At 47.4% G+C, this 22,158-nt stretch carries 19 protein-coding genes and 1 tRNA gene; 10 read left to right on the plus strand and 10 right to left on the minus strand.

Annotated elements, in window-relative coordinates; genetic code table 11:
* Nucleotides 1–6 precede the first annotated feature (6 nt).
* Both ACN08W_RS08160 and ACN08W_RS08165 read right to left on the minus strand, forming a co-directional pair.
* Complete coding sequence (locus tag ACN08W_RS08160) at nt 7–1,200, minus strand: globin domain-containing protein (RefSeq protein WP_419103805.1); 1,194 nt, start codon at nt 1,198–1,200, stop codon at nt 7–9.
* Between the two features lie 143 nt (nt 1,201–1,343).
* Nucleotides 1,344–1,793 (minus strand): RrF2 family transcriptional regulator, encoded by a 450-nt coding sequence (locus ACN08W_RS08165; protein ID WP_419103806.1) that lies wholly within the window; start codon nt 1,791–1,793, stop codon nt 1,344–1,346.
* Between the two features lie 352 nt (nt 1,794–2,145).
* On the opposite strand from ACN08W_RS08165, the gene ACN08W_RS08170 reads away from it, so the two are divergent.
* The gene (locus ACN08W_RS08170) at nt 2,146–2,514 is read left to right on the plus strand and encodes a hypothetical protein (protein ID WP_419102368.1); all 369 of its coding nucleotides are present in this window, start codon (nt 2,146–2,148) and stop codon (nt 2,512–2,514) included.
* 121 nt (nt 2,515–2,635) lie between these two features.
* On the opposite strand, the gene ACN08W_RS08175 is transcribed toward ACN08W_RS08170, so the two are convergent.
* Both ACN08W_RS08175 and ACN08W_RS08180 read right to left on the minus strand, forming a co-directional pair.
* Nucleotides 2,636–4,123 (minus strand): sugar ABC transporter ATP-binding protein, encoded by a 1,488-nt coding sequence (locus tag ACN08W_RS08175; RefSeq protein WP_419103807.1) that lies wholly within the window; start codon nt 4,121–4,123, stop codon nt 2,636–2,638.
* A 227-nt stretch (nt 4,124–4,350) separates the two neighbouring features.
* Nucleotides 4,351–6,213, minus strand: a complete 1,863-nt coding sequence (locus ACN08W_RS08180; protein WP_419109238.1) for a phosphoenolpyruvate carboxykinase (GTP) — start codon at nt 6,211–6,213, stop codon at nt 4,351–4,353.
* A gap of 446 nt (nt 6,214–6,659) precedes the next feature.
* On the opposite strand from ACN08W_RS08180, the gene ACN08W_RS08185 reads away from it, so the two are divergent.
* The 3 genes from ACN08W_RS08185 to ACN08W_RS08195 all read left to right on the plus strand — a co-directional run bounded on the left by ACN08W_RS08185 (nt 6,660) and on the right by ACN08W_RS08195 (nt 8,223).
* A tRNA-Arg gene (locus ACN08W_RS08185) sits at nt 6,660–6,735 on the plus strand.
* A 221-nt stretch (nt 6,736–6,956) separates the two neighbouring features.
* Nucleotides 6,957–7,277: a 2Fe-2S iron-sulfur cluster-binding protein gene (locus ACN08W_RS08190; protein ID WP_419102365.1), complete on the plus strand. Its 321-nt coding sequence runs from the start codon at nt 6,957–6,959 to the stop codon at nt 7,275–7,277.
* A 1-nt stretch (nt 7,278) separates the two neighbouring features.
* A complete protein-coding gene (locus tag ACN08W_RS08195; protein ID WP_419109239.1) occupies nt 7,279–8,223 on the plus strand; it encodes a DUF4232 domain-containing protein in 945 nt (314 codons plus the stop codon).
* 43 nt (nt 8,224–8,266) lie between these two features.
* Here the strand turns inward: ACN08W_RS08195 and ACN08W_RS08200 are convergent, their stop codons facing one another.
* The gene (locus ACN08W_RS08200; RefSeq protein ID WP_419107449.1) at nt 8,267–8,857 is read right to left on the minus strand and encodes a malonic semialdehyde reductase; all 591 of its coding nucleotides are present in this window, start codon (nt 8,855–8,857) and stop codon (nt 8,267–8,269) included.
* 148 nt (nt 8,858–9,005) lie between these two features.
* Between ACN08W_RS08200 and ACN08W_RS08205 the strand changes: the two genes are divergently transcribed.
* From ACN08W_RS08205 to ACN08W_RS08220, 4 genes are all read left to right on the plus strand, one after another.
* Nucleotides 9,006–10,070 (plus strand): pseudouridine synthase, encoded by a 1,065-nt coding sequence (locus ACN08W_RS08205; RefSeq protein WP_419109240.1) that lies wholly within the window; start codon nt 9,006–9,008, stop codon nt 10,068–10,070.
* 83 nt (nt 10,071–10,153) lie between these two features.
* A complete protein-coding gene (locus ACN08W_RS08210) occupies nt 10,154–11,416 on the plus strand; it encodes a glycoside hydrolase family 76 protein (protein ID WP_419107451.1) in 1,263 nt (420 codons plus the stop codon).
* A gap of 352 nt (nt 11,417–11,768) precedes the next feature.
* The gene (locus ACN08W_RS08215) at nt 11,769–11,996 is read left to right on the plus strand and encodes a hypothetical protein (RefSeq protein ID WP_419109241.1); all 228 of its coding nucleotides are present in this window, start codon (nt 11,769–11,771) and stop codon (nt 11,994–11,996) included.
* Nucleotides 11,997–12,583: 587 nt separating this feature from the next.
* Nucleotides 12,584–13,759 (plus strand): glycosyltransferase 87 family protein, encoded by a 1,176-nt coding sequence (locus ACN08W_RS08220; protein WP_419107454.1) that lies wholly within the window; start codon nt 12,584–12,586, stop codon nt 13,757–13,759.
* A gap of 160 nt (nt 13,760–13,919) precedes the next feature.
* Here the strand turns inward: ACN08W_RS08220 and ACN08W_RS08225 are convergent, their stop codons facing one another.
* Entirely contained in the window at nt 13,920–15,416 is a 1,497-nt protein-coding gene (locus tag ACN08W_RS08225) for a SulP family inorganic anion transporter (RefSeq protein ID WP_419109242.1), read from the minus strand.
* Nucleotides 15,417–15,577: 161 nt separating this feature from the next.
* Here ACN08W_RS08225 and tgt point away from each other — a divergent pair, with 161 nt between their 5' ends.
* A complete protein-coding gene (tgt, locus tag ACN08W_RS08230) occupies nt 15,578–16,882 on the plus strand; it encodes a tRNA guanosine(34) transglycosylase Tgt (RefSeq protein ID WP_419103831.1) in 1,305 nt (434 codons plus the stop codon).
* Nucleotides 16,883–16,956: 74 nt separating this feature from the next.
* Nucleotides 16,957–17,412 (plus strand): hypothetical protein, encoded by a 456-nt coding sequence (locus ACN08W_RS08235; RefSeq protein WP_419107455.1) that lies wholly within the window; start codon nt 16,957–16,959, stop codon nt 17,410–17,412.
* 99 nt (nt 17,413–17,511) lie between these two features.
* Here the strand turns inward: ACN08W_RS08235 and ykgO are convergent, their stop codons facing one another.
* The 4 genes from ykgO to ACN08W_RS08255 all read right to left on the minus strand — a co-directional run bounded on the left by ykgO (nt 17,512) and on the right by ACN08W_RS08255 (nt 22,056).
* Nucleotides 17,512–17,634, minus strand: a complete 123-nt coding sequence (gene ykgO / locus ACN08W_RS08240) for a type B 50S ribosomal protein L36 (protein WP_419102357.1) — start codon at nt 17,632–17,634, stop codon at nt 17,512–17,514.
* 34 nt (nt 17,635–17,668) lie between these two features.
* Nucleotides 17,669–18,769 carry a GTP-binding protein gene (locus ACN08W_RS08245; protein WP_419103818.1) on the minus strand — a complete coding sequence of 367 codons (1,101 nt, stop codon included), beginning with the start codon at nt 18,767–18,769 and terminating at the stop codon, nt 17,669–17,671.
* Nucleotides 18,770–18,986: 217 nt separating this feature from the next.
* The gene (locus ACN08W_RS08250) at nt 18,987–20,357 is read right to left on the minus strand and encodes an amino acid permease (RefSeq protein ID WP_419107468.1); all 1,371 of its coding nucleotides are present in this window, start codon (nt 20,355–20,357) and stop codon (nt 18,987–18,989) included.
* A gap of 268 nt (nt 20,358–20,625) precedes the next feature.
* Nucleotides 20,626–22,056 carry an amino acid permease gene (locus tag ACN08W_RS08255; protein ID WP_419106231.1) on the minus strand — a complete coding sequence of 477 codons (1,431 nt, stop codon included), beginning with the start codon at nt 22,054–22,056 and terminating at the stop codon, nt 20,626–20,628.
* Nucleotides 22,057–22,158: the final 102 nt, after the last annotated feature.

Genomic DNA, 22,158 nt, shown 5'->3' on the forward strand with positions numbered 1-22,158 from the left:
AGAGAATTAGTGTTGTGCTGCGCGGGCGGTGTCGCGAAGCATCCATTGGTCAGGTCCAAAGATTTCGTATTGGATACGAACACCGGGGATACCTGCGTCGATGAGTTGGCTTCTTGCGTTCTTCATGAAGGGAAGAGGCCCGCAGAGGTATGCCATGGCGTTGGGGTCGATGTCGAGTTGGGTGATATCTAGTCGACCTTGGTGTTCTCCGTCGTGGGACTCTTCGAAGAATCGCACAATTTTTCCGTTCTGGAGTGAAGAGACGAGTTTTTCTGCTTCTTCACGTAGTGGCCAGCTTTCGGGGGTGCGGTCACTATGTACGAGGACGACTTCGCGGGTGGAGTTTTCGCGTACCATTTCGTCGAGGAAAGCAATCATGGGGGTGATGCCGATACCTGCAGAGAAGAGGTAGAGGGGGCTAGTGCCGTTGTCTCCGAACCCGCCGAGGGTGATGTCGCCGTAGGGGTTGGAAAGCTGGATGATGTCGCCGACTTTGAGTGCGTGGTGAATTTTTGTCATTTCGCCGTTGGGGTCAAGTTTGCTGGCGATACGGCGTTGGTTTTCTCCGGCTGGTAGCAGGGTGTATTGTCGGGCTTGTTTGAGTCCATCTTCAGCTTTTGCGATGAGGCTGACGTATTGTCCTGCTTTTGCGGGGGTGAGGGGTACGTCGTTAGCTGCTTCAAAAGTCATATCGACGACGTTATCGCCGGTTTCTACACGTTTGATGAGGCGGAAGGGGGCGTGCATGACGTCATTTGCTTGGGAAGCGTAGAGGCCTTTTTCGATGTTGATGAGGGCGTTACCCATGAGCCAGTATACTTCGCTCCATGCTTCAGCTACTTCGGGGGTGCAGGCGTCTCCGAGGTCTGCTGCGATGGCTTCGAAGAGGTATTTGTAGACGGTGGTATATTCTACGGCTTGGAGTCCGAGGGATGCGTGTTTGTGGGCAACACGTGAGAGGACTTCGTCGGGGTATTTGTCGGGATTGTTGAAGATGTAGTCTGCGAAGATGACGACGGAACCGGCGAGTGCTTGGGGTTGGGTTCCTTCGAGTTGGGAGGAGCGTGAGAACATTCCGTCCATGAGGTCTGGTCGAGCGGCAAACATTCGACGGTAGAACTCTGGGGTGATGTGTGGCATTCGTTCTGCGACGACTGCTAGGGTTGCCTCGATGATGGGGCGTGACTTTTCTGAAAGCATGTGATGTCTCCTTAGTGACAGGTTGTGTGTAAACCCGTTATTAAATTAGCATATTTTATGCAAGAATTACGCATTGGGGGAAACAAAAAGCAGGTTATCCCTCCCGCGGGACAACCTGCCACAGCACACTAAAAATACTATCCTCACTTGCCAGAAGGCGATAAACCTAGCTGAACAAAAACCGGTTGTAATTGCTTCTGCGTCGGCAAAGAAGAAATAACAACAGGATCCAATACCTCATAAAACGCCTGCCGAGCACGCGCCAAATGAGCACGCACATCACATTCAGTATTGAGAGGACAAGAGCTTTTTGCACCCTCACACTCAACAATCGGACTATCTCGCTCAGTATGACGCAACAACTGCCCAATCGTCACATTTTTACCTTCGTCAGAAAGCTTTACGCCCCCTGAGCGCCCTCGACTCGAAAGCACCCACCCCTGATGAGCCAAAAAAGCAACAGATTTTGTCACATGGTGATAAGGAGTTCCTACTCCTTCAGCAATAGCCTGAGTAGAGAGCTGATGCCCCTCAGCGCCAGAAAGCAGCATCATAATACGCAAAGAAACATCTGAAAACGCAGTAAGTCGCATACGCTCACCTCCCATAGACATTGCGCAAAAAGACGACAATAAAACTGTATCTGCTAGAAGAGAAAAACCCGAATAAAACTCCCTGACACTCAGACGCAGAAGTGTTTATTACCCTGATAAAACCCAAAAAATGTCCTTTTTTATGTCAAAAGTTTTCCTATCTCAAGCAACGACACTCCCACCGTGTCCCCTAATTTGTTGTGCAAGAGGTAATATGTATAAAGCATTTGCATTTTAAGATTCCTTTGTGAATCTATTTGTACGAGCCTCGTGTGGCGGGTATGTCCAATACATCAAGGGTGTTCGGCACAACGCAATAGACTTTTCACTCGAAACTAAGAAAGGGATTTCAATGTCCTCTCTAGAATCCTCAATCCAGGAACTCCTCTCCATCGAGGGCGCTTCCGGTGCAGCACTTGTTGACATTTCTTCTGGTATGGCTCTCGCTTCTGGCGGTGCCCCCGGTTTTGACTTGACCGTTGCTGCAGCAGGTAACTCCAACGTAGTTCGCGCGAAGCTCAAGACCATGACCGACCTCGGCCTTGGTGGCAACATTGAAGACATTATGATTACCCTCTCTAGCCAGTACCACCTCGTGAACGTACTCAACGCTTCTGAGACTTCAGGTCTTTTCGTTTACCTCGTACTTGACCGCAACACTGCTAACTTGGCACTTGCACGTCACAAGCTCAACAGCATTGCTTCACGCATTTCCCTCTAAACTTCTTTGTTTCTAGAGGCACCAAATAAGGGTGTATCGCTTCGTGTCACGAAGCGATACACCCTTATTCTTTAAATATTTTAGGCGCCCCACCTCGATAAGGTGGGGCGCCTAAAATATTTTAAAGCTCGTCGTCTCCGATAGCAGCTTCCATCAGAGTATCTTCAGTAGCTTCTTCATTACTTTGAATAGATACCAGCTTGCCATCGTGCATCACAGCAATACGGTTACACAGCTCAATCAGTTCAGACATATCCGAACCAATCAGAATAATTGAAGTACCCTTTTCTGTGAGTTCTTTGAGCATCTTATAAATTTCAGATTTAGCGCTCACATCAATACCACGAGTAGGGTGGTTAAGAATAAGAATCTCACAGTCAGTAGTCATCCACCGAGCGAGTGCCACCTTCTGCTGGTCACCGCCAGAGAGCTTGCCGACTTCACTTTGAATATTAGTGGTCTTAATATGTAGCTTCTGGATTTGGTCAGCAACCTCACGAAGAGCAGACACCTCATGCAAGAAGCCCTCTGCGTTGCTTTCAATACCAGCAGATTCCATGAGGGTCTTTGCGATAGAACGCTCATTAGCGATGCCTAGCTCATCATCATCGTCTGAAAGATACCCAATACCGTAGGAGACAGAGGCTTCGGGGCTTCCTAAGGTGACGTCTTCACCATTAATTTTTAGCGTCTTAAAAGTAGCTTCTTGATCAACACCGACGAGAGCGGCTGCTACCTCGTTAATACCAGAACGACGAAGACCTGTCAGCCCAAGAACCTCTCCCTTATTAACGGAGAATGTCACATCTTTCAAGAAACCAGATGCACCGCATAGGCCTTCAACCTGTAGCTTTTCGTGTTCACCAGAGAATTCTTCAGGACGTTGCCCCATAGGAATCTCACGGTGGAACATCTTAAATGCAATTTCTTGAGAGCTCATCATATTAGGGGAAATCTCGTGAGAGATAATTCCGTTGTCCAAGATGACAGCACGATCTGCTAGAGAACGAATCTCGTCAAGACGGTGCGTAATATAAATGACAGAACGGCCTTCTGCTACCAGACGACGGGTAATCTCATGGAATTGATAGATTTCGTAGTCGTTAAAGGTTGCGGCAACCTCGTCCATGAGCACCAGCTGAGTTTCTTCTGCTTCCATACGAACAACCTCGATAAGAGCTTGCTCAGCGCGAACCAGTTCACCCATCTTTGTGGTGGGGCTGATAGATAGTCCAGCATCATCAAGAAGTTTTTGTGCACGCTCGTTCTGTTCTTCTTCAGATTTATCAGCGTGGAATGTTGCACGGAAAATAGCTTGAGCAACAGTAAGTTCAGGGTCAACTTTGAACTTTTGACGGATAGACCCAACACCACAAGCAAGTGCTTCATCAGGAGTTTTAGGGTTATAAGGTTCTCCGGCGAGTGTCATGGTGCCAGAGGTGGCGACGTCCCAGCCACCAAGAATAGATATTAATGTTGATTTTCCAGCGCCGTTCTCACCGAGTAAGCCTAGAACCTCACCTCTGGCGACGTCAAAATCGGCGCCCTTCAATGCGAGAAGGTGATCATGCTTCTTAGTTAACCCTTTAACGCTGAGCAGGTTCTCCACCGTTGCTTACCCTCCGAAAGAAAATGCGGCGACAATACTTATGTAAAGCATCAAGAATCTTCCAATCAGATTCTTAGAATACTTTCCCCAAATAGAGATACTAATAGTAATTAGTATCAATTAGGTAATTATATTGCACTGCGTCCCTTAAAACATCAAAAAACGGCAGTAATGTGTATATACACATTACTGCCGTTCCTGATATGACGTATCAGATAGTGCCAATATTATTTGCCAATACGTTCTGCAAAAGCACGACGTTGAACCTTAATGGCTTCGGGCAGCCCGTCCCCTAGGCTTTCTAACCACTGATCGATACTTTCGAGCTCTTCACGGCATTCCTCAGGGTTAACAGCCAAGGCTGCACGTAATTGGTCTTCTGTAATATCCAGACCATCGGTGTCGATATCTGCTACGCCCGGAACAATACCCAGAGCGGTCTCTTCACCGTGAGCTTTTCCTTCAAGACGGTCGAAAATCCATTTAACAACACGAGAATTCTCACCAAAACCAGGCCACGCGAACCCTCCATCAGGAGTACGGCGGAACCAGTTCACGTAGTAAATCTTTGGCATGTTCTCTTCGCCATGCTTTTCTCCTAGAGCAAGCCAATGGGCAAAATAGTCATTAACGTTGTAGCCAATGAACGGCAACATCGCCATAGGATCACGACGCACCACACCTACTGCACCTTTTGCAGCAGCTGTAGTTTCTGAGGATAGTGTTGCACCGCGGAAGACACCTTCTTCCCATGTGCGCGCTTGAGAGACAAGTGGCACCGTTGTTTTACGTCGTCCACCAAAAATAATAGCGCTCAACGGAACACCGTCAGGTTCGCTAAATTCGGGCGCTAGCATATCGACTTGTTCAATGGGGGTGCAGAATCGAGAGTTTGGGTGAGCTGCCGGACGCCCACAATCAGGAGTCCATGATTCACCGCGCCAGTCCGTGAGGTGTTCTGGCACGTCCTCAGTTTTTCCTTCCCACCAGACGGAGTTATCGTCAGTGAGAGCAACGTTGGTGAAGATGGTGTTACCTTTGGCAATAGCTCGCATTGCGTTAGGGTTCGTGCTCCAGCCGGTGCCAGGTGCAACACCAAACATTCCTGCTTCAGGGTTGACGACGTGGGGTTTACCTTCGTCATTGAAGGTAATCCACGAGATGTCGTCACCAATCATTTCAGCTTTCCAGCCTTCGATGGTTGGTTCCATCATGGCAAAGTTTGTTTTTCCGCAAGCTGATGGGAAAGCAGCCGCCAGATAGTGAGTTTTTTGTTCGGGATTGGTGACTTTGAGGATAAGCATATGTTCTGCCATCCATCCTTCATCACGTCCCATCGCCGATGCGATACGTAGCGCGTAGCATTTTTTGCCAAGGAGAGCGTTTCCACCGTAGCCAGAGCCGAAAGACCAAATTTCTCGAGTTTCAGGGAACTGGACGATGTACTTTTCTGGGTTGCATGGCCATGGCACGTCTGTTTGACCGTCCTCTAAGGGTGCGCCGACGCTGTGAAGCGCTTTGACGAAGAACCCTTGTGTTGCAGAGAGTTTATCGAGGACTGCTGTGCCGATAGTTGCCATAATGCGCATGGAGCATACGACATAGGCAGAGTCGGTGATTTCAATACCGTATTTTGGTTCGGTTGCATCGAGTGAACCCATGACAAAAGGAATAACGTACATGGTGCGTCCGCGCATGGAGCCGGCGTATAGTTTGCTCATGAGTTCTCGCATTTGAGCGGGGTCGCGCCAGTTGTTGGTTGCGCCTGCTCCTTGTTCAGTTTCGGAGCAGATGAAGGTTCGCTCTTCGACGCGAGCAACGTCGTCGGGGTCAGAGAATGCGGCGTAGGAGTTGGGGAATTCATGGTCGGAGAGTCGAACGAAGGTTCCGGATTCGACGAGTTCTGACGCTAAGCGGTTGTATTCTTCTTCGCTTCCGTCAACCCAGTGGATATTTTTAGGTTGTGTCATCTGTGCGACGTCTCGAACCCAGTCGATAATGTCGGAGTATGTTGTTGGTGCATTCTCTAACTGTTCTAGTACAGCTGTGTTGAGAACATTGTCCTGTGTGTTTTGTTGTTTGTTGCTCATAAGGAGCTTCCCCTTTTAGTGTGTTAATGGTCTCAGTACCTCGATGTGCTGAAACAACGGTCCTTGGTTGTGTTGGTTTTTGCGCGATAAACGCCAAAAGCTCCTAAATCTTTGTGCAGGCGGTACTGCTCAGTGCAAGGTTTAGGAGCTAAACAACCAAGGTTGCTCACCTCATCGTGATAGACCAAGAGTATCGTTTGAGTTTCGTGATGTTTGTGTAATTACAAGTTTTTTCTCTTAGCATGTTGGATTTATCCGTACCAAATAGTTAAACCTAGTCAAACGGATAATATTTTGACAAAAATCAAACATTCACCCATTCGAGCACCCCATTCACACGCAATGAGATAAGCGTCACGCATTTTTGATTTGTCTTTTACCCCAAAGACTCTGTAGAGTATTACCTGTTGCAACGGCAAGGGTTTCAGAACCAAGCCGAGAAACATGCGCCTGTAGCTCAACGGATAGAGCATCTGACTACGGATCAGAAGGTTGGGGGTTCGAATCCCTTCGGGCGCACCACAGAAAATAAAACCCGGTTCTTAGGAATCGGGTTTTATTTTTATCCCAAGCTTTCTGCCATATAACAACATACAGGAACACTCTACACATCATATTTATGACGTATTTTCGCACACGTACTACGCACAGTGCAGAATAAAAGAGGAATAATAGTTAACCTAAAAGCGTTCCACGATAACAAGGTCACAACTCACCCACAACGCCCAAGGAGTACACCGCACATGAGCATCAATATCAACGTCACCGACGAAAACGGAGAAACCCGTTCCGCAGAATGGGAAGAAGACCAAACACTACTTGACGCACTTCTTGCCAACCAATTCCCAGTACTAGCAACCTGCGGCGGAAACGCATCATGCGCAACCTGCCACGCCTTCATCGACCCAGAACACTTTGAAGCATCTGGCGAGCGCACCGAAGCAGAAGAAGACCTCCTCGACATGGTAGACGATGTCGCCAACGAATATTCTCGACTATGCTGCCAAGCAGAATATGCAGAAGGCATGGACGGCGCGACGATAACGCTTAAACCTGGGATGTGATATGAAAATCTTTAGTTCCCCCACCACAAGATTTCTCCCCTATCTAACCATCGGGCTACTTGCACTCAACGCGTGTTCGCATAGTCCGCAACGGAGTTCTGCGCCCACGCCTCAAACAGAGGTCTCCTCCCCCGCTTCATCCTCTCCTGCCCCTGCACCAACAGGCACACCAAAAGTAGTTACCCCAAGCCCGACAGCAGAATCTTCCACAGCGTCCGGCTCTGCTCCTACCCCAGCGTCAAGTTCTTCTGCACCAAAAACTGACGAAGATACACGACATGCCCCAACCTCATCAGCACCTGCACAGGAACAAGTTCCTTCTCCAGAGCTTACGCAGCAACCGCAGGTCATCGAATACAGCGAACCTCCCGTTCCACGTGGAACGGTCATTACGGTTCCGCCAGAACCTCCCGTAGCTACTGAACCTCACCGTGAGTCAAAGACGACGCCTGAAGCATCACACCCTGAACCTGTTGTTCCGGCACCAGCTTCAACAGCTCCAATGACAGCAAGTACACCTGTCTGTGACTATGGAAATATCCGTATCGACGCACAAGCAGCCCCCGGTGCTGGTGCTGCTGGCTCTCGCTATATTAGTTTGACGTTCAGTAATACTGGCACAGCTCCGTGTTCTCTGAGCGGTTACCCAGGTGTGAACTATGTAGATGCAAATGGTCACCAGATTGGGGCAAGTGCAGTGCCCGCGGGAGAATGGACGAGCTCAGGTAAAGTCTTACATTCTCATGAGTCTGTAACAGCAATCCTCAGAGAAACCCGTGCAGGACTTTACAGTGAGCAAATGTGCCAGCCCACAACAGCTGCAGGCTATCGCGTCATCATCCCTGGGACATCGAACTCATTAGTTTTAAAATTCCCAGCAGAAGCTTGTTCAGATAATACTGTTACTCAGCTCAGTATCGGTCAGGTAGGGGCGGGCTCCTCATAGGTTAAACAGCTCACCGTCTGTTTCTTACCAATCCGATGACGCTCTAGAGAATCTCGGCTACTTCTTCAAAGCTAAAACGTGGATTTCGTTTGTACGGGGTTGGCGTACTATACCCGATGTTGACGATCATGAAGGCACGTTGGTTTCCATCAGGGAAGAATTCCTGATTGATAGCAGAGAAGTTTGCGCCGGTCATTGGCCCAGCAGATAGCCCAAGGGCACGAACAGCTGTGATGAGATACCCTGCAGAAAGTGTTGCTGATTGTTCAGCAGAATGAAGGCGTGATTCTTCTCGTGAGAACTTTTGTGCAGCATGAGCCATGGACGGGTTAAATTTTTCAAACTTATCAACCCATTGTGTATCAAAACTGAGAATAGCGCTCACGGGTGCTTGCTGAATCTGCGGCTGGTTTGACGGTGCAACATGAGGTAGCAGGCGTTCTCGGGCAGTGGTGCTTCTCAAAAAGGTCAGCCGCAAAGGTTGAGAGTTAAAGGCTGTTGGACCCATTTTGGTGAGGTCATATATTGCACGTAGTTGTTCGTCAGAAACGTCTTGTTGAGTGAATTGGTGTGCAGTACGCGGTTGCACAAAGATTTTATGAAGAGTTTCGGTATCTAAGTGTTCTGTTGTCATGATGGTCCTCTTGAACTAACGAATTAATTTCTACTAAGCATAAGCTTTTCTTCTCCTCTCATAAAAGGGGTTATTGGGGTTCTTTGCGTTATCGTTGGTGTTATCTTTTTGTTTCTTTGTGTGTCTCGTATGTTAAAGTGTGGTGTTTATGGCTGGTCGAAGTCGCAGGCGTCTTCTTGTTAAACCGCTACCTCAACGCCTTGGCATTGATCCTATTTCTCTCAAGCTCCCCACTGAGTTTCCCGAAGATTTACGTGCACGGGTAGATACCCCTACCCCCACCATTGCGCAGTATCTTATTGCTCGTTTTTATCCTGATACGCCAGAGGTTGTTAATCGCCTTTTTTGCCAAGGAGAGGTTGTCACAGAAGATGGTACGCCCCTACCTCTAGACGCTCCTTTTGAGGGTGGCCTAACGATTTGGTATTACCGTGAACTATCCCAAGAGCCTCAACTACCTGATGATATTCCTGTTCTTTATGAGGATGAGTGGATTCTTGTTGTTGATAAACCACATTTTTTACCCACCACTCCTCGTGGGATGTTTGTTGCGCAAACAGCGTTAACCAAATTGCGGGTTCAGCATCAGAATCCGTTACTTTCGCCGGTGCATCGTTTAGATAGAGCGACGGCGGGTGTTTTGGTTTTTTCGAAGATTCCGCAGAGCCGTGGCCCTTTTCAGACGTTGTTTCAGAGCCGCCGCATTGTCAAAGAGTATGAGGCAGTTGCCCCGCTGATTCCTCAGTTGGAGGGTTCGGGTTCCCCATTGCAGGTGGTGCGTAGTCACATCGTTAAGAATCGTCAGCAGGTTCAAGTTATTCAGCATTCTGAACAGCAGTGTCTGAGTCTAGGACTTGAGCCTAATGCGCTCTCTGAGGTTGAGTTAGTTCGAAGTATTCAATACTCAACAAATCAGCTTCATCAGCTGAGACTGGAACATAATCCTCATCTTGTAGCCCCTAACTCGCGTAATCTTTATGGGGTGTATCGATTGAAACCTCATAGTGGTAAAACTCACCAGTTACGTGCCCATATGCTCCTTTTAGGTGCCCCTATTCTTGGTGATACTCTCTACCCTACGGTGTGTCATGAGTTTCCTGATGAGCAGAATTTACCGCTACAGTTACTTGCCAAGAGGATTTCTCTTAGACACCCGCTAACGGGAGAAGATCTTGTCGTCACGAGTTCACGAACTTTGGCTTTAGCGCAATAGTTAGGGTGAGCACTGAGGGAACGGTAAAGGTTTAGACTTTTCTTCGTACTCGGTTATTGGGTTTCTCTCACTGAAGGAGATATATGGAGCAGGCACCTAGTCGTAAGTCGCATCGTTATGAGATTTCAGAGGCCGAAAGTCGCCAGCTAAAAGCTGAGTATGCTCAGACTATGAGCATGCGGGCTGAAACTGCTGGTTCTTCGGTATTGCACTTTTTTGCTCAGCGTGCATTATCCATTCCTGGTACTCTTTTGGGGGCTCCTCAGGTGCCTGATTGCCGTCCGGTTAAGGAACGTTTGACGCATTGGCATTTTTGGTGGCAGGCGCATTTCTTGGATTGTGCTCTTGATGCGTCATTCCGCGCTCATCGACATATGGATTCTTCACAGGCGACGAGATGGTTTGAACGTTCTCAACAGATTTTGCGCGGTATTCGGGCTAGAAATTTTGGTCTCTACACGAATACTTTCTATGACGATATGGCGTGGCTTGCTCTCGCTGTGGGGCGCATGAATGCGTTGTCTGAGTTGTTGTATGGTCGCGGGTATATGCCAGCACAAGATGCGGGGGTGCAACTTTTTAAGGCGTTACGTCGAGGTGCTACGGAGCATCTTGGTGGTGGAATGTTTTGGTCTACTGACCATGATTTTAAAAATACTCCGGCTACTGCTCCTGCGGCTCTAGCTTTTGCACGGGCACATCAGCACGATCAGGCGCGTGCTCTTGTTGATTGGCTTCAAGAGAATTTGTGGGATGAACAGCGTCGTGCATATCTTGATGGTATTAAGATTCTTTCCGAGCAGTCTCAACTAGAAGATTCTCTCTTTTCGTATAATCAGGGCCCTATTTTGTCGGCTCTTCTTGAAATTCACGGTGTGGGTATGCCTTTGCCGGATAAAGTTCAAGACCATATTTCCGCTTTGCTTGAGGGAATAGTCGAACATTTTACAGAGGATTTTGATATTTCTGATACGGAACGTTTGAGGATTCTTCGCACAGGCAAAGATGGTGATGGTGGCCTGTTTACCGGTATTCTTGTCCGATATTTGGCTCAGGTTGCGCTCTCTGTCAATGTTAGGGAGTCTTCTCGTTCTCTTGCTGGTGATTTAGTGGTTCATACAGCAGAAGTTTTGTGGGAAGGCAGAAGAGAATTTGATCCAACGTTGCCGGTTAATGAGGCGGGAATTGATGTTCGTGAGATTCGTGGGGAGCCGGTGGTTCTTTTCTCTCCGGATATTCTTCAACATTCTTCGCAAACGTTAGTGCCTGGTGCTCCGGTGGAGCTGTCGTCTCAGCTTCAGGGGTGGATGATTCTTGAGGCTGCTGCACGGGTGTTAGAACAATAAGTTTTACACTTATTTTGAATAGTGGTGCTTTAAAAGTAATTTGTACTTTCTTACAAAAATCATCTCGGTGAACGTCATTGTGTGGATATTCTGTAAATCACGTTCTTTGAGCTTTGTTCTATCTTCAAGGAAGGTGGGGTGAGAGTGTGATGTGGGGTATTTTGACAAGATGAAATAGGAGAACTTCTTGTATGGCCCGTTGTTTTGTTTTGTATAAGACTGTAGTATAAAAAATTAATGATTTGCGCTTCAAAAGGTGCAATTTTATGGACAGAGATACTGCTCATAAGGTCTTTCTTGATGGGCTTCTAAAGCATGTTGTGAGGACACCTAAAGTAAAGGGGATAAACACATGGATAAGTTCGTTGCTTTTCTTGTCACTATAGCAGTTTTATTATTCATGCCATTACCTATTGCGTTAGTACTCAGCGGAGGAGAACTCTTTACCAGCGGATGGGCAGGGATTTCAAAAGAGTTCTGGGTTACCTATTGTTTTGGTATGGTGACTTTTTTGGCTAGCCTAGCATGGCACATCTGGAAAGATTCACACTCTACTAAGGGCAAGAAGACCCAGAAATAGTAGTTGATTTTTTCATCGCATTGTTAGTGTCAACGCGTAACTTTTGTTGAGAAGTCACGCGCTGAGTGTTTTCTTCGAGATGTCTTCACAATTCTTCCAGTAGGAGCATCCAGAAGAATATGAGGCAGCTAAGATTTGACTCTTCTCATCTTCTTCTACTGAAGCCTGAACGAACTCCGAAGAGAAGAACCCCCTCTTATAAGTAACCTCTGCTTGGACCCACCAAATATGGAACTTACTAGGTATCTTGACTGAATATATTTCATACTAATTTTGTTCAAACGTTAAAATCAAAGGTTGCTCATATCGCCATATGACGTATTCTTACCCTTCCGCGCAAGCAGCTCAGAACGGATACCTTTTGCATCAAATTCTGCGAGCCACCTCAAGATGAAAGTTATTTTGAACGCCTCACACTAAGAGTTATTATAAAAATTCTTAAATTTCTATCTAGAGGCAATTAAAATAATATGCTAAAGTGACTTGTATCATCTTTATTGCTTCCGAAACCCACCCAAGGAGTTATCATGGGTAAAGAATATATCACAAATCACACCTTTTGCAGTAACCAATAAGCAAAAATATAAATGGGAAATATAAAACATAAAACATTTTTACTCGCAGTATCTTACGGGATATTGATAGCCTCTATCAGAATATCTCTTATACATTTTCAAATTGGGTATAGCCCAGTAGATTACGGGGTCTATAAAAATGTAAGCAGTCTCCTGCAACACGGTTTAAGTATCTACGACAATGACGCTATTGGAACATATGTAGAACAGGGGCTTCCTTTTGTATACACACCTTTCTCTGCCATAATACTCTATCCCTTAGGATATTTCCCAGAGCCTTTAGGTGTATTTACTTGGACTTTTTTAAACGCAATTTTACTGTTTTATATAGTCAAGATATCTATTAATGATATTAGCGGAATAAAAATATTTTTATTTTCACTAATGTTTTCGTCGTTTAATATCATAGCTCAGCACTTTATGTTTGGGCAAATAAATATAATACTATGCTTTTTATGTCTTTATGACTTGCTTCGCAAGAACATAAAGGTGCTCCCCCGAGGTATATTAATAGGAATAGCTGCAGGAATTAAACTGACCCCCGCGCTATTTATCGCATTTTTCTTATTTTCAAAGAGATGGAAATATTTTATTTATTCTTCTATTTCATTTTTGATAACAGTCATTATAGGTTTTCTTTTTACTCCCCACAATACGGTGGAATATTTTACCTCTAAAATCTTTAACCTCTCTTCAGTAGTAGACTTAGGCCAAAACTTTTCAACGTCGGGGAATAGCTCAATACAAGGTGTTATCTCTAGATGGACTGGTAATCACGACAGTGCACTAGTTGCCTTACTTTCACTTTTTGTAATATCAATATCGTTCATAGCAGCATCGCGTCTATTACAATTAGGTGATTATCTAGCTGTAGCTTCTATCATTGGAGTCGCGTCATGCCTGCTCTCACCAGTATCGTGGTTACACCATTGGGTCTGGGCTGTTCCTTCAATCATATGGCTCCTACGCTCAACCCGACAGCTGTTTAAGATACCTCTTGCAGTAGCATGGTCGCTAGTATGTATGGTCCAAGGAACAGATTTAGGTGACTATCTTGCATCAGTTGGTGCACCACTACTATTTTACGAGTTCTTCAGATCATCACTTGTGTTGTGCGGAATACTCTGGATTATGTACATGTTTGCGAACACCACTAGAAGAATTTTAAACAATAAAACGGGGCTATAATCGGTCAGTACCGACTATAGCCCCGTGGCAAACAGTGATATGCAGTATTGCATGCATCATCAAAAATGTAGAGTTGAGTTAGATTCTACTGCGACGCTTTCAACCACAATACGCAGGAATAGGTCCTGCGATGTATTTTTAGTTGGTGTTACGTAGCTCTTTAGCCAAGTTTTCCGCTAAGACGGTTATTCATTCCGTGGCTCATCTCATTGAGACCAAAAACTGTTGCTGTTTTTCCAAGAGTCTCATACTTAAAAATAATGGAATCTAATGCTGAAACAGTAGAAGCATCCCACACATGAGAATTACTCAAATCAATCACAATATTCTTGGGATCATCACTATACGAGAACTGGTAGTACAAGTCGTTTGATGAGGCGAAAAACAACGGGCCATTGACACTGTACGTTACAGTATCTTCGCCCTGCACAGCACGCTCCACCGTGACCACATGGGCAACACGTCTCGCAAAAAGAACCATCGCAACAAGAATACCGATACCAACACCAAGAGCAAGATTATGTGTACCGACAGTAACAAGCACCGTCATCAGCATGACGGCGGTCTCTGCTCGTGGCATAGCTTTAAGGGTGCTCCAGCGTACGGAATGCCAGTTAAATGTACTAATAGCAACAAGAATCATGACGGCAACAAGCGCAGCCATAGGAATTCTCGCAACGATATCTCCAAGAACAACAGAGAGCACCAAAACAAAAATTCCTGCACAGAAAGTAGAAACACGTGAACGAGCGTTACCTGTTTTAACGTTAATCATGGTTTGCCCAATCATGGCGCATCCTCCCATACCGCCAAAGGCTGCAGTAACGATATTCGCCACGCCCTGTCCCCATGATTCACGGGTTTTATTGGAATGAGTGTCCGTAATATCATCGACTAGTTTTGCGGTCATGAGGGATTCGACCAGACCCACAAATGCCATAGCAAGCGCAAAAGGGAAAATGGTTTTAAGAGTTTCTATAGTGAGCGGTACGTCGATAACGCTCAATACCGGCAATGAATGTGGAAGCTCACCATATTCACCGACAGTAGGCACTTTAATACCCGCGTATATTGTCACCGCAGTGAGAAGAATAATAGCGATGAGAGGCGCTGGAATAGTTGTGGTGATTTTAGGGAGACCAAACACAATGATGAGTCCAACAACAACTAGCGGATAGACGGCAAAAGGCACGTCGATGAGCTGTGGCAGTTGAGAAGAAAAAATCAGGATAGCGAGCGCGTTGACGAAGCCGACCATGACTTGGCGCGGAATAAAACGCATGAGTTTAGCGACGCCGAAAACTGCTAGAAGTATTTGAAGAACTCCGGCAAGGAGCACTGCTGCAATGAGGTGGGGCAATCCGTGGGTTGCCATAAGTGGTGCGATAACGAGGGCGGTAGATCCTGCTGCGCCGGATATCATGGCGCGACGTCCACCAGTTATGGCGATAGTTGTTGCCATGGTGAAGCAGGCGAAGAGCCCAACTTGCGGGTCTACTCCGGCGACGACGGAGAATGCGAGTGCTTCGGGGATGAGCGCTAACGCGGTGACAAGTCCGGCGAGTATTTCGATGAGTAAGAGTTTGGGGTGTTTGAGGACGGTGAGTGTTGCTCCACGTTGTGTGGGGCTTAGTGCGGGGTGGGGTGTGGTGTGCATGCTCTCTTTTGCCGGTTGTGTGGTGACAGAATATTTGAACAAGCCTAGCAGGGTTATGTGCTGGTGTCTGATGTGGGGAGTGTGAGTTAGCACGGCTTAGCGTGTGCAGATGCGGATGTCATGGAGTCTGTAGCTGGCGACCGAGTAGACTAGTGTCCGTGCTGAATACTGATTTTTCTAATCCAACATTTTCTTTTGAGCTAGGTGAGCGTCTTGCCGAGCGTGAGCAGATTTCTGCTGAGCGTACTGCTGCTAATGGTGGTGAGTTTCGCGGTAGAACTGGTGTGATTCATACTCCTCATGGTGATATTCATACTCCTGCTTTTACTCCGGTGGGGACGAAGGCAACGGTTAAGGCTGTTTTACCTGAGGCGATGAAGGAGCTTGGTTCGCAGGCTCTTTTGGCGAATGCGTATCACTTGTATTTGCAGCCGGGGCCTGATGTTCTTGATGCTGCCGGTGGTCTTGGCCGTTTTATGAATTGGTCGGGTCCGACGTTTACCGATTCTGGTGGTTTTCAGGTGATGAGCCTAGGTTCTGGGTTCAAAAAGGTAATTGATATGGGCACCGTTGAGCAGGCTCGCGGTGTTGATGGGCGCCCGTTGGGTGATGATGATGTTGCTCGTGGGCGTGAGCGTATGGCGCATGTTGATGATGATGGCGTTAATTTTAAGTCTCATATTAATGGCAGTATGCACCGGTTTACGCCTGAGGTGTCGATGCAGGTTCAGCATAAAATTGGTGCTGACATTATGTTTGCTTTTGATGAGTTGACGACGCTTTATAATTCTCGTCGTTATCAGGAGGAGGCGTTAGAGCGTACTCGTTTGTGGGCTTTGCGTTGTATTGCTGAGCATGAGCGTTTGACGGTTGAGCGTTCTGATAAGCCCTATCAGGCTTTATTTGGTGTTATTCAGGGCGCCCAGTATGAGGATTTACGTCGGCAGGCTTGTCGTGATTTGGGTGCGATGCCGTTTGATGGTTTTGGTATTGGTGGCGCTTTAGAAAAAGAGAATTTGGGGACGATTGTTCGCTGGTGTACTGAGGAGTTGCCGGAGAATAAGCCTCGTCATCTTTTGGGTATTTCTGAGCCGGACGATATTTTTACCGGTATTGAGAATGGTGTTGATACTTTTGACTGTGTTTCGCCGACTCGTGTTGCCCGTAATTCTGCGGTGTATACCCCTGATGGGCGTATGAATTTGACGAATGCTCGTTTTAAGACTGATTTTCGTCCGATTTTTGAGGGTTGTGATTGTTATACCTGCGGTCATTACACTCGTGCGTATCTTCATCATTTGTTTAAGGCTGAGGAGCGTTTGTCTGCGACGTTGGCATCTATCCATAATGAGCGTTTTATTGTGAAGATGGTTGATGATGCTCGTGAGGCGATTAATCAGGGTGATTATTTTGCGTATCGTGATGAGTTTCTCGGTAATTATTATTCTGATCGTCGCCCTGAGTAGGGTTTATTCTTTTTTTGATTTTTGGAGGTTTTGTGTCGGGTTTTCCGTTAGATCATGTTTCTGAGAATGAGGTTGTGAGTGTTTCTCATGATTTTGTGGTCAGTTCTGATGAGTTGTTGGCTGCGTTTACTTCGCGTGATCTCTTTTTGCAGTGGTATCCGCCGCGTGGTTGGTCAGTTCAGCCGGATACGGTGACTTTTGAGCCTCAGCGTGGTGGGCGTGTTCAGTTGGCGATGAAGCATGAGTCTGAGCTGAATGTTTTTGCTCCGGTGTATCTTCGTTTTGAGTCGATTTCTCTTGAGGGTTTGGAGTTGGTGGAGTCTATTGCTGGGCCGATGGGTGAGCCGACGGATCATTTGATGGGTATTCGTATTGGTTTTGTTCCGGGTACGGTGATTACGTCTTCTGGTGTTGGTGAAGGTATTACGGTGAAGGTTGAGGTAGGTCCGTTGCCGGAGCAGGTTCATGATGATGTGGCTGCTACGTGGAAGGGTTCTTTGACGAAGTTGGAGGAGGTTCTTTCTTCGTAGTTGGCGCCTATTTTTAGGTGGTGGTAAGCCCCTGCTGTGTCCTCGTGGTTCGTTGGTGTTCTTTTGGGGGTGGTACAGCAGGGGCTTTTTGGTGGGGTTTTAGCCTTGGCGGGCTTTGTATCGTGGGTTTTTCTTGTTGATGACGTAGGTTTTTCCGCGTCTGCGGACGACTTGTGCTCCGGGTAGGTTTTTGAGTGAGCGTAGTGATTTACGAACTTTCATGTTTTTCCTTTTCTGGGTGGGTGTTGGTTCCTCGTTAGCTGGTGCTGTTGAGGAGGTTTTCTGCTATTTCTTCTCCAGTGATAATGCACTGGTTGAGAAGTTCTTGGAGTTCGGTGGGGTTGAGGTCGTCTCCGGTGATGGCGATGGTGTTGTGTGGTTCTTGTTGTTCCCATTGCCCTTGTTGTTCGAGCCAGACGAAGGGTCCGATGCCTTCGATGGCGATACGTTCTGAACCGTAGCTGTTGATGCAGAGTGTTCCGCGAAGTCGGCAGTTGCCTTCTGCTAGGTGTGGTAGTGCGGAGGCGAATCTGTCGTGGTGGAGGATTCCGGAGGTTGTGAGGACGACGGTGGTGAAGTTTTTTCCGGTGCGTATGGCGGTGTTGATAGGTGTGTGTTGTGGGGTTTCGTTGGTGATGGGGGTGAGTTCTTGGGTGTTGATTCCTAGGTGTCCGGCTTGTGCTCGTTGAATGCTGTCTTCTCGTTGGTGGCATCCGCAGATGGGTTGTGTTGTTTCTGTGCAGGAGATGATTTTTAGGTGTGTTCCGAGGTGTGCGAGGAGTTCTTGGGCGCGGTGTTTTTCGGTGTCGGTGCTGTGGGTGAAAGGTATTTCTGAGGTGATGGCGGTGTCTGCCCAGGCGATTTCGGTGATGATGAATTCTCCGGGAGTTCGTTCGTCTTCGCAGCCGCCGTTGAGGCCTCGTTGTTCGAGGGGTTTGTTGTCCCAGAGTTCGTCTTCGATGGTGCTGATGTCGAGGGCGAGGATGGCGCTGTGTATGTGGTGTTCTAGTTTTTCTGCGACGTTGATGACGGTGTTGAGGGATACTCCTGGTGGTAGGAGGATGAGGGTTTCTTCTGTGTTATCTGATAGTTGTAGGCAGTCGGAGAGGAGGAGTGTGGTTGCGCAGGATGAGCAGTTACTTTTGAGGATGATGTCGGTGGTTTTGGTAGTCTCGTGGTGGTTTCGGGTGACTCGTATGGTGATTTTTTCGGGGTGTGCGTTTTCTTCGGGGTCGAGGATGTCGAAGCTGAGGATGGTAGGTGTAGTGTCGGTGCTATTTTTGAGTGCTTTGAGTGCGGTGTTGAGGGCGTTGTCTCGTGCCCAGTGGCTCAGTGAGGAGATAGCTGTGATGGACATACACCCAAGCATAAATGAGAATCGTTCTCATGTAAACTTCAGAAGAAGCGTGTTATTCAACACGAGACATTAAACGCCAAGGCCCCCTTAGATTCGGGGGCCTTGAGCAACACACAGACATTGAATGCATGAGAAGATCACGCGTTCTAATACCTATAGTCTAAACGATAATGATTCTCATATACAAGAGTTGTGCAGAAAAAGTTTTAACAAATCATCAAGCCTCTGAAGAAGACCCACTAGCACGCCGAGCCTCCTCAAACGCACTCTCATCCACGACATGAACCTTACGTACCACCGCAAAATACACCATCGTCAAAACCACAAAATACGCAACCCCAACCGTAGCAGGAGCAATCGTCCCCTGAGTAGCAAAAAGCGCAGACCATACGGCACAAAGTCCTACAATTCCCAGAGCACCCGTCGCACGACCGCCCCAAAGACGAAACGCAGACGAATTACCTTCAACACGTTTAAACGCAAGATACGCCAAAAGAATCAGAACCCACACCGTCAAAGCACTCACCATAACCAGCGTAATCATCGTGCCAAAAGCATCACCAGGTTTAAACACTGCCAAAAGAATAGCTAAAACAACACCCAGCGTAGAAAGCCACATCGCCCGAACAGGAATACCTTGACGATTCGTACGAGACATCATCCGAGGAGCCATAGAATCAGCAGCCAAAGAATGCATCAAACGAGTACCCGCATAAAGATTTGCATTCGCCGCAGAAAGCGAAGCCACCAACACCACAAGGTTAGTAATCGTCGCAATCGCAGGAATACCCAGCTCAGAGAACACCAACACAAAAGGTGAACCCTCAACTTCCCCATTAAACGTTGCAGCCTGACGCCAAGGAATCACCGAAACAACCACAAACAACGAAAGAATATAAAACGTTGCAAGACGCCACATCATCGCTTTGGCAGAAGAACGCACCGAACGAGCCGGATTTTTCGCTTCAGCAGCAGAAATAGAAATCATTTCAATACCGCCAAAAGAAAACATCACAATCGCCAACGAAAGCCACACAGACTTAATACCGCCCGGCATAAAACCACCGTCATCGCTCAAATGCGCAATACCCGTAGCAGCATGCCCCGGCAGACCGAAGAACACCAAGCACAAACCCACCAGAATAAAGGCACTCAGCGCAATCACTTTCACCGACGATAAAGCAAACTCCATCACGCCAAAATAATGCACAGAACGAATGTTCAACAAGATAATTAGGACGCCAAAGGCCACAATGCCAACCCATAACGGAAGCTGTGGCCACCAGAACTTCAGATAAGAGGCCACCGCAACGAGCTCAATACCGGTAATGACCATGGTGCACGTCCAATAAGCCCAACGCGTCAAGAACCCGGCGAAAGGCCCAAGATACTTACCAGCGATAGACCCAAAACCGCCGCGCACCGGAGAATGAACTGCCATCTCCCCCGTTGCTCCGCCAATAATGGCAGCAAGCAAAGAGCCACAAGCATACGAGAGAATAACTGCTGGACCAGCTAACGCAATAGCGCTACCAGAGCCAAGGAAAAGCCCCGTACCTAATGCTGAGCCCAACACAATCATCGTCATCTGACCATGGGTCAAAGAACGCTTAAGGTTTCGAGAATCTTCGAATGTAGATCTAGTCACCGAAGTTGCCACAATATATATCCTTTATGATGCGAGAGTTCCTCGTCCTCCGTAGAGTTTTCAAAACTACCAAACGATAGACAGAACCCTCAAAAAGATGAAGAAGATAAACAAAAAGAGAAGAAAAACGTTACGGTTCGCACCATATGATGCGCGATAGTTCATATCAACCGTGCAATATGGTGCGAACCGTCTAGTGTGTTATCCACTAGTTTTGATAATGCTCAACATGTGAACGAGCCTCTTCAAAAGCAGTGTCATCAACGTGTTGACGAGAGCGAACACCTGCAAAATAGACCACGGTGATGAGGGCGAAGAAGCCAACACCAACCATCGCAGAAGTGGTCATATTACCAATGAAGAAAAGCGCTAAGAAGGTTGCAAAAACACCAATTAGACCTAGTGAAGCAGTTGCAGAACCGCCCCATACACGGAATGGAGAACTGTTACCCTCAACGCGTTTAAAGCTGATGTAGCTCAGAAGAATCATCGTCCACGTAACAAGGACGCAGAGAATGACCAAAGCCATCATCAACGAGAAAATACCGCCAACACCAGAAATAGCCATCACAATAGCAACAACAGAGCCAAGCATCGAAACGCCTAAAGCAAGTGCCGGAATACCCTGCGAGGTGGTTCGCGCAAAAATTGCGGGCGCCATACGGTCGTGTCCCAAGGCGTGAAGCTGCCGTGTTGCGGCGTAAAGGGCGGCATTAGCTCCAGAAAGAGCAGCAATCAGAACAACAAAGTTAGTGATACCCGCAATATAGGGGATGTTCAGTTGAGAGAAGACGAGCACAAAAGGAGAAGTCTCAATCTCTCCGTGAAGGGATGAGGCTTCACGCCAAGGAATGATAGAAACGACAACGAAAAGTGCTAGTACATAGAACGTTGCAAGACGCCACATCATCGCTTTGGCTGAAGCTCGAACCGAACGCACAGGGTCTTTCGCCTCTGCAGCAGAGATAGAGATGAGTTCGATACCGCCGAAGGAGAACATCACGATAGCCAAGGCGAGCCAGATTGAGGACAATCCATTTGGCATGAATCCGCCGTCGTTGGTGAGGTTTTGGATACCAACTGCGGGGCTTGATGGAAGACCAACAAAAACCAGCAATAAGCCAAAGATGATGAAAACGATTACGGCAATAACTTTGATGGAAGAAAGGAAGAATTCAAGTGTTCCAAAAGATTTAACGCTCGTGAGGTTCAGCCCCACAATGATTGCCCCTGAGAGGGCAACCCATATCCAGAGGGGCACGGTGGGGTACCAATAGGTCATGTATTGTCCGACGGCTACAAGTTCGGCGCCGGTGAGAGGTACAGTCGTCGCCCAATATGCCCATCGTGTAGTGTATCCGGCGTAGGGGCCGAGGAATTTTCCGGCGAGTGTGCCAAAGCCACCACGAACGGGATAGCGTACGGCCATTTCGCCGGCACAAGCGCCGATGATTGCGGCAATGAGTGAGCCAATCATGTACGAGATAATGACGGCTGGGCCGGCAATGGCGATGGCTCCGCCAGAGCCGAGGAATAGTCCTGTGCCGACGGCTAGTCCGAGGGCAATCATGGTCATTTGACCGTGGCTCAGTGAGCGTTCGAGTCCGCCGTCTGGGGTGGGTTCTTGTTGAGAAGCCATGGGGTGTACCTTATGGGTGTGGATGGTAATGCATATACATGCATATTGGATGATATATATGCTACAGCTCTTGGCTCACTCTTTCGGAGTTTTGTTCAGATT

The sequence above is a fragment of the Rothia sp. CCM 9419 genome, from assembly GCF_048512815.1.
Classification (GTDB): Bacteria; Actinomycetota; Actinomycetes; order Actinomycetales; family Micrococcaceae; genus Rothia.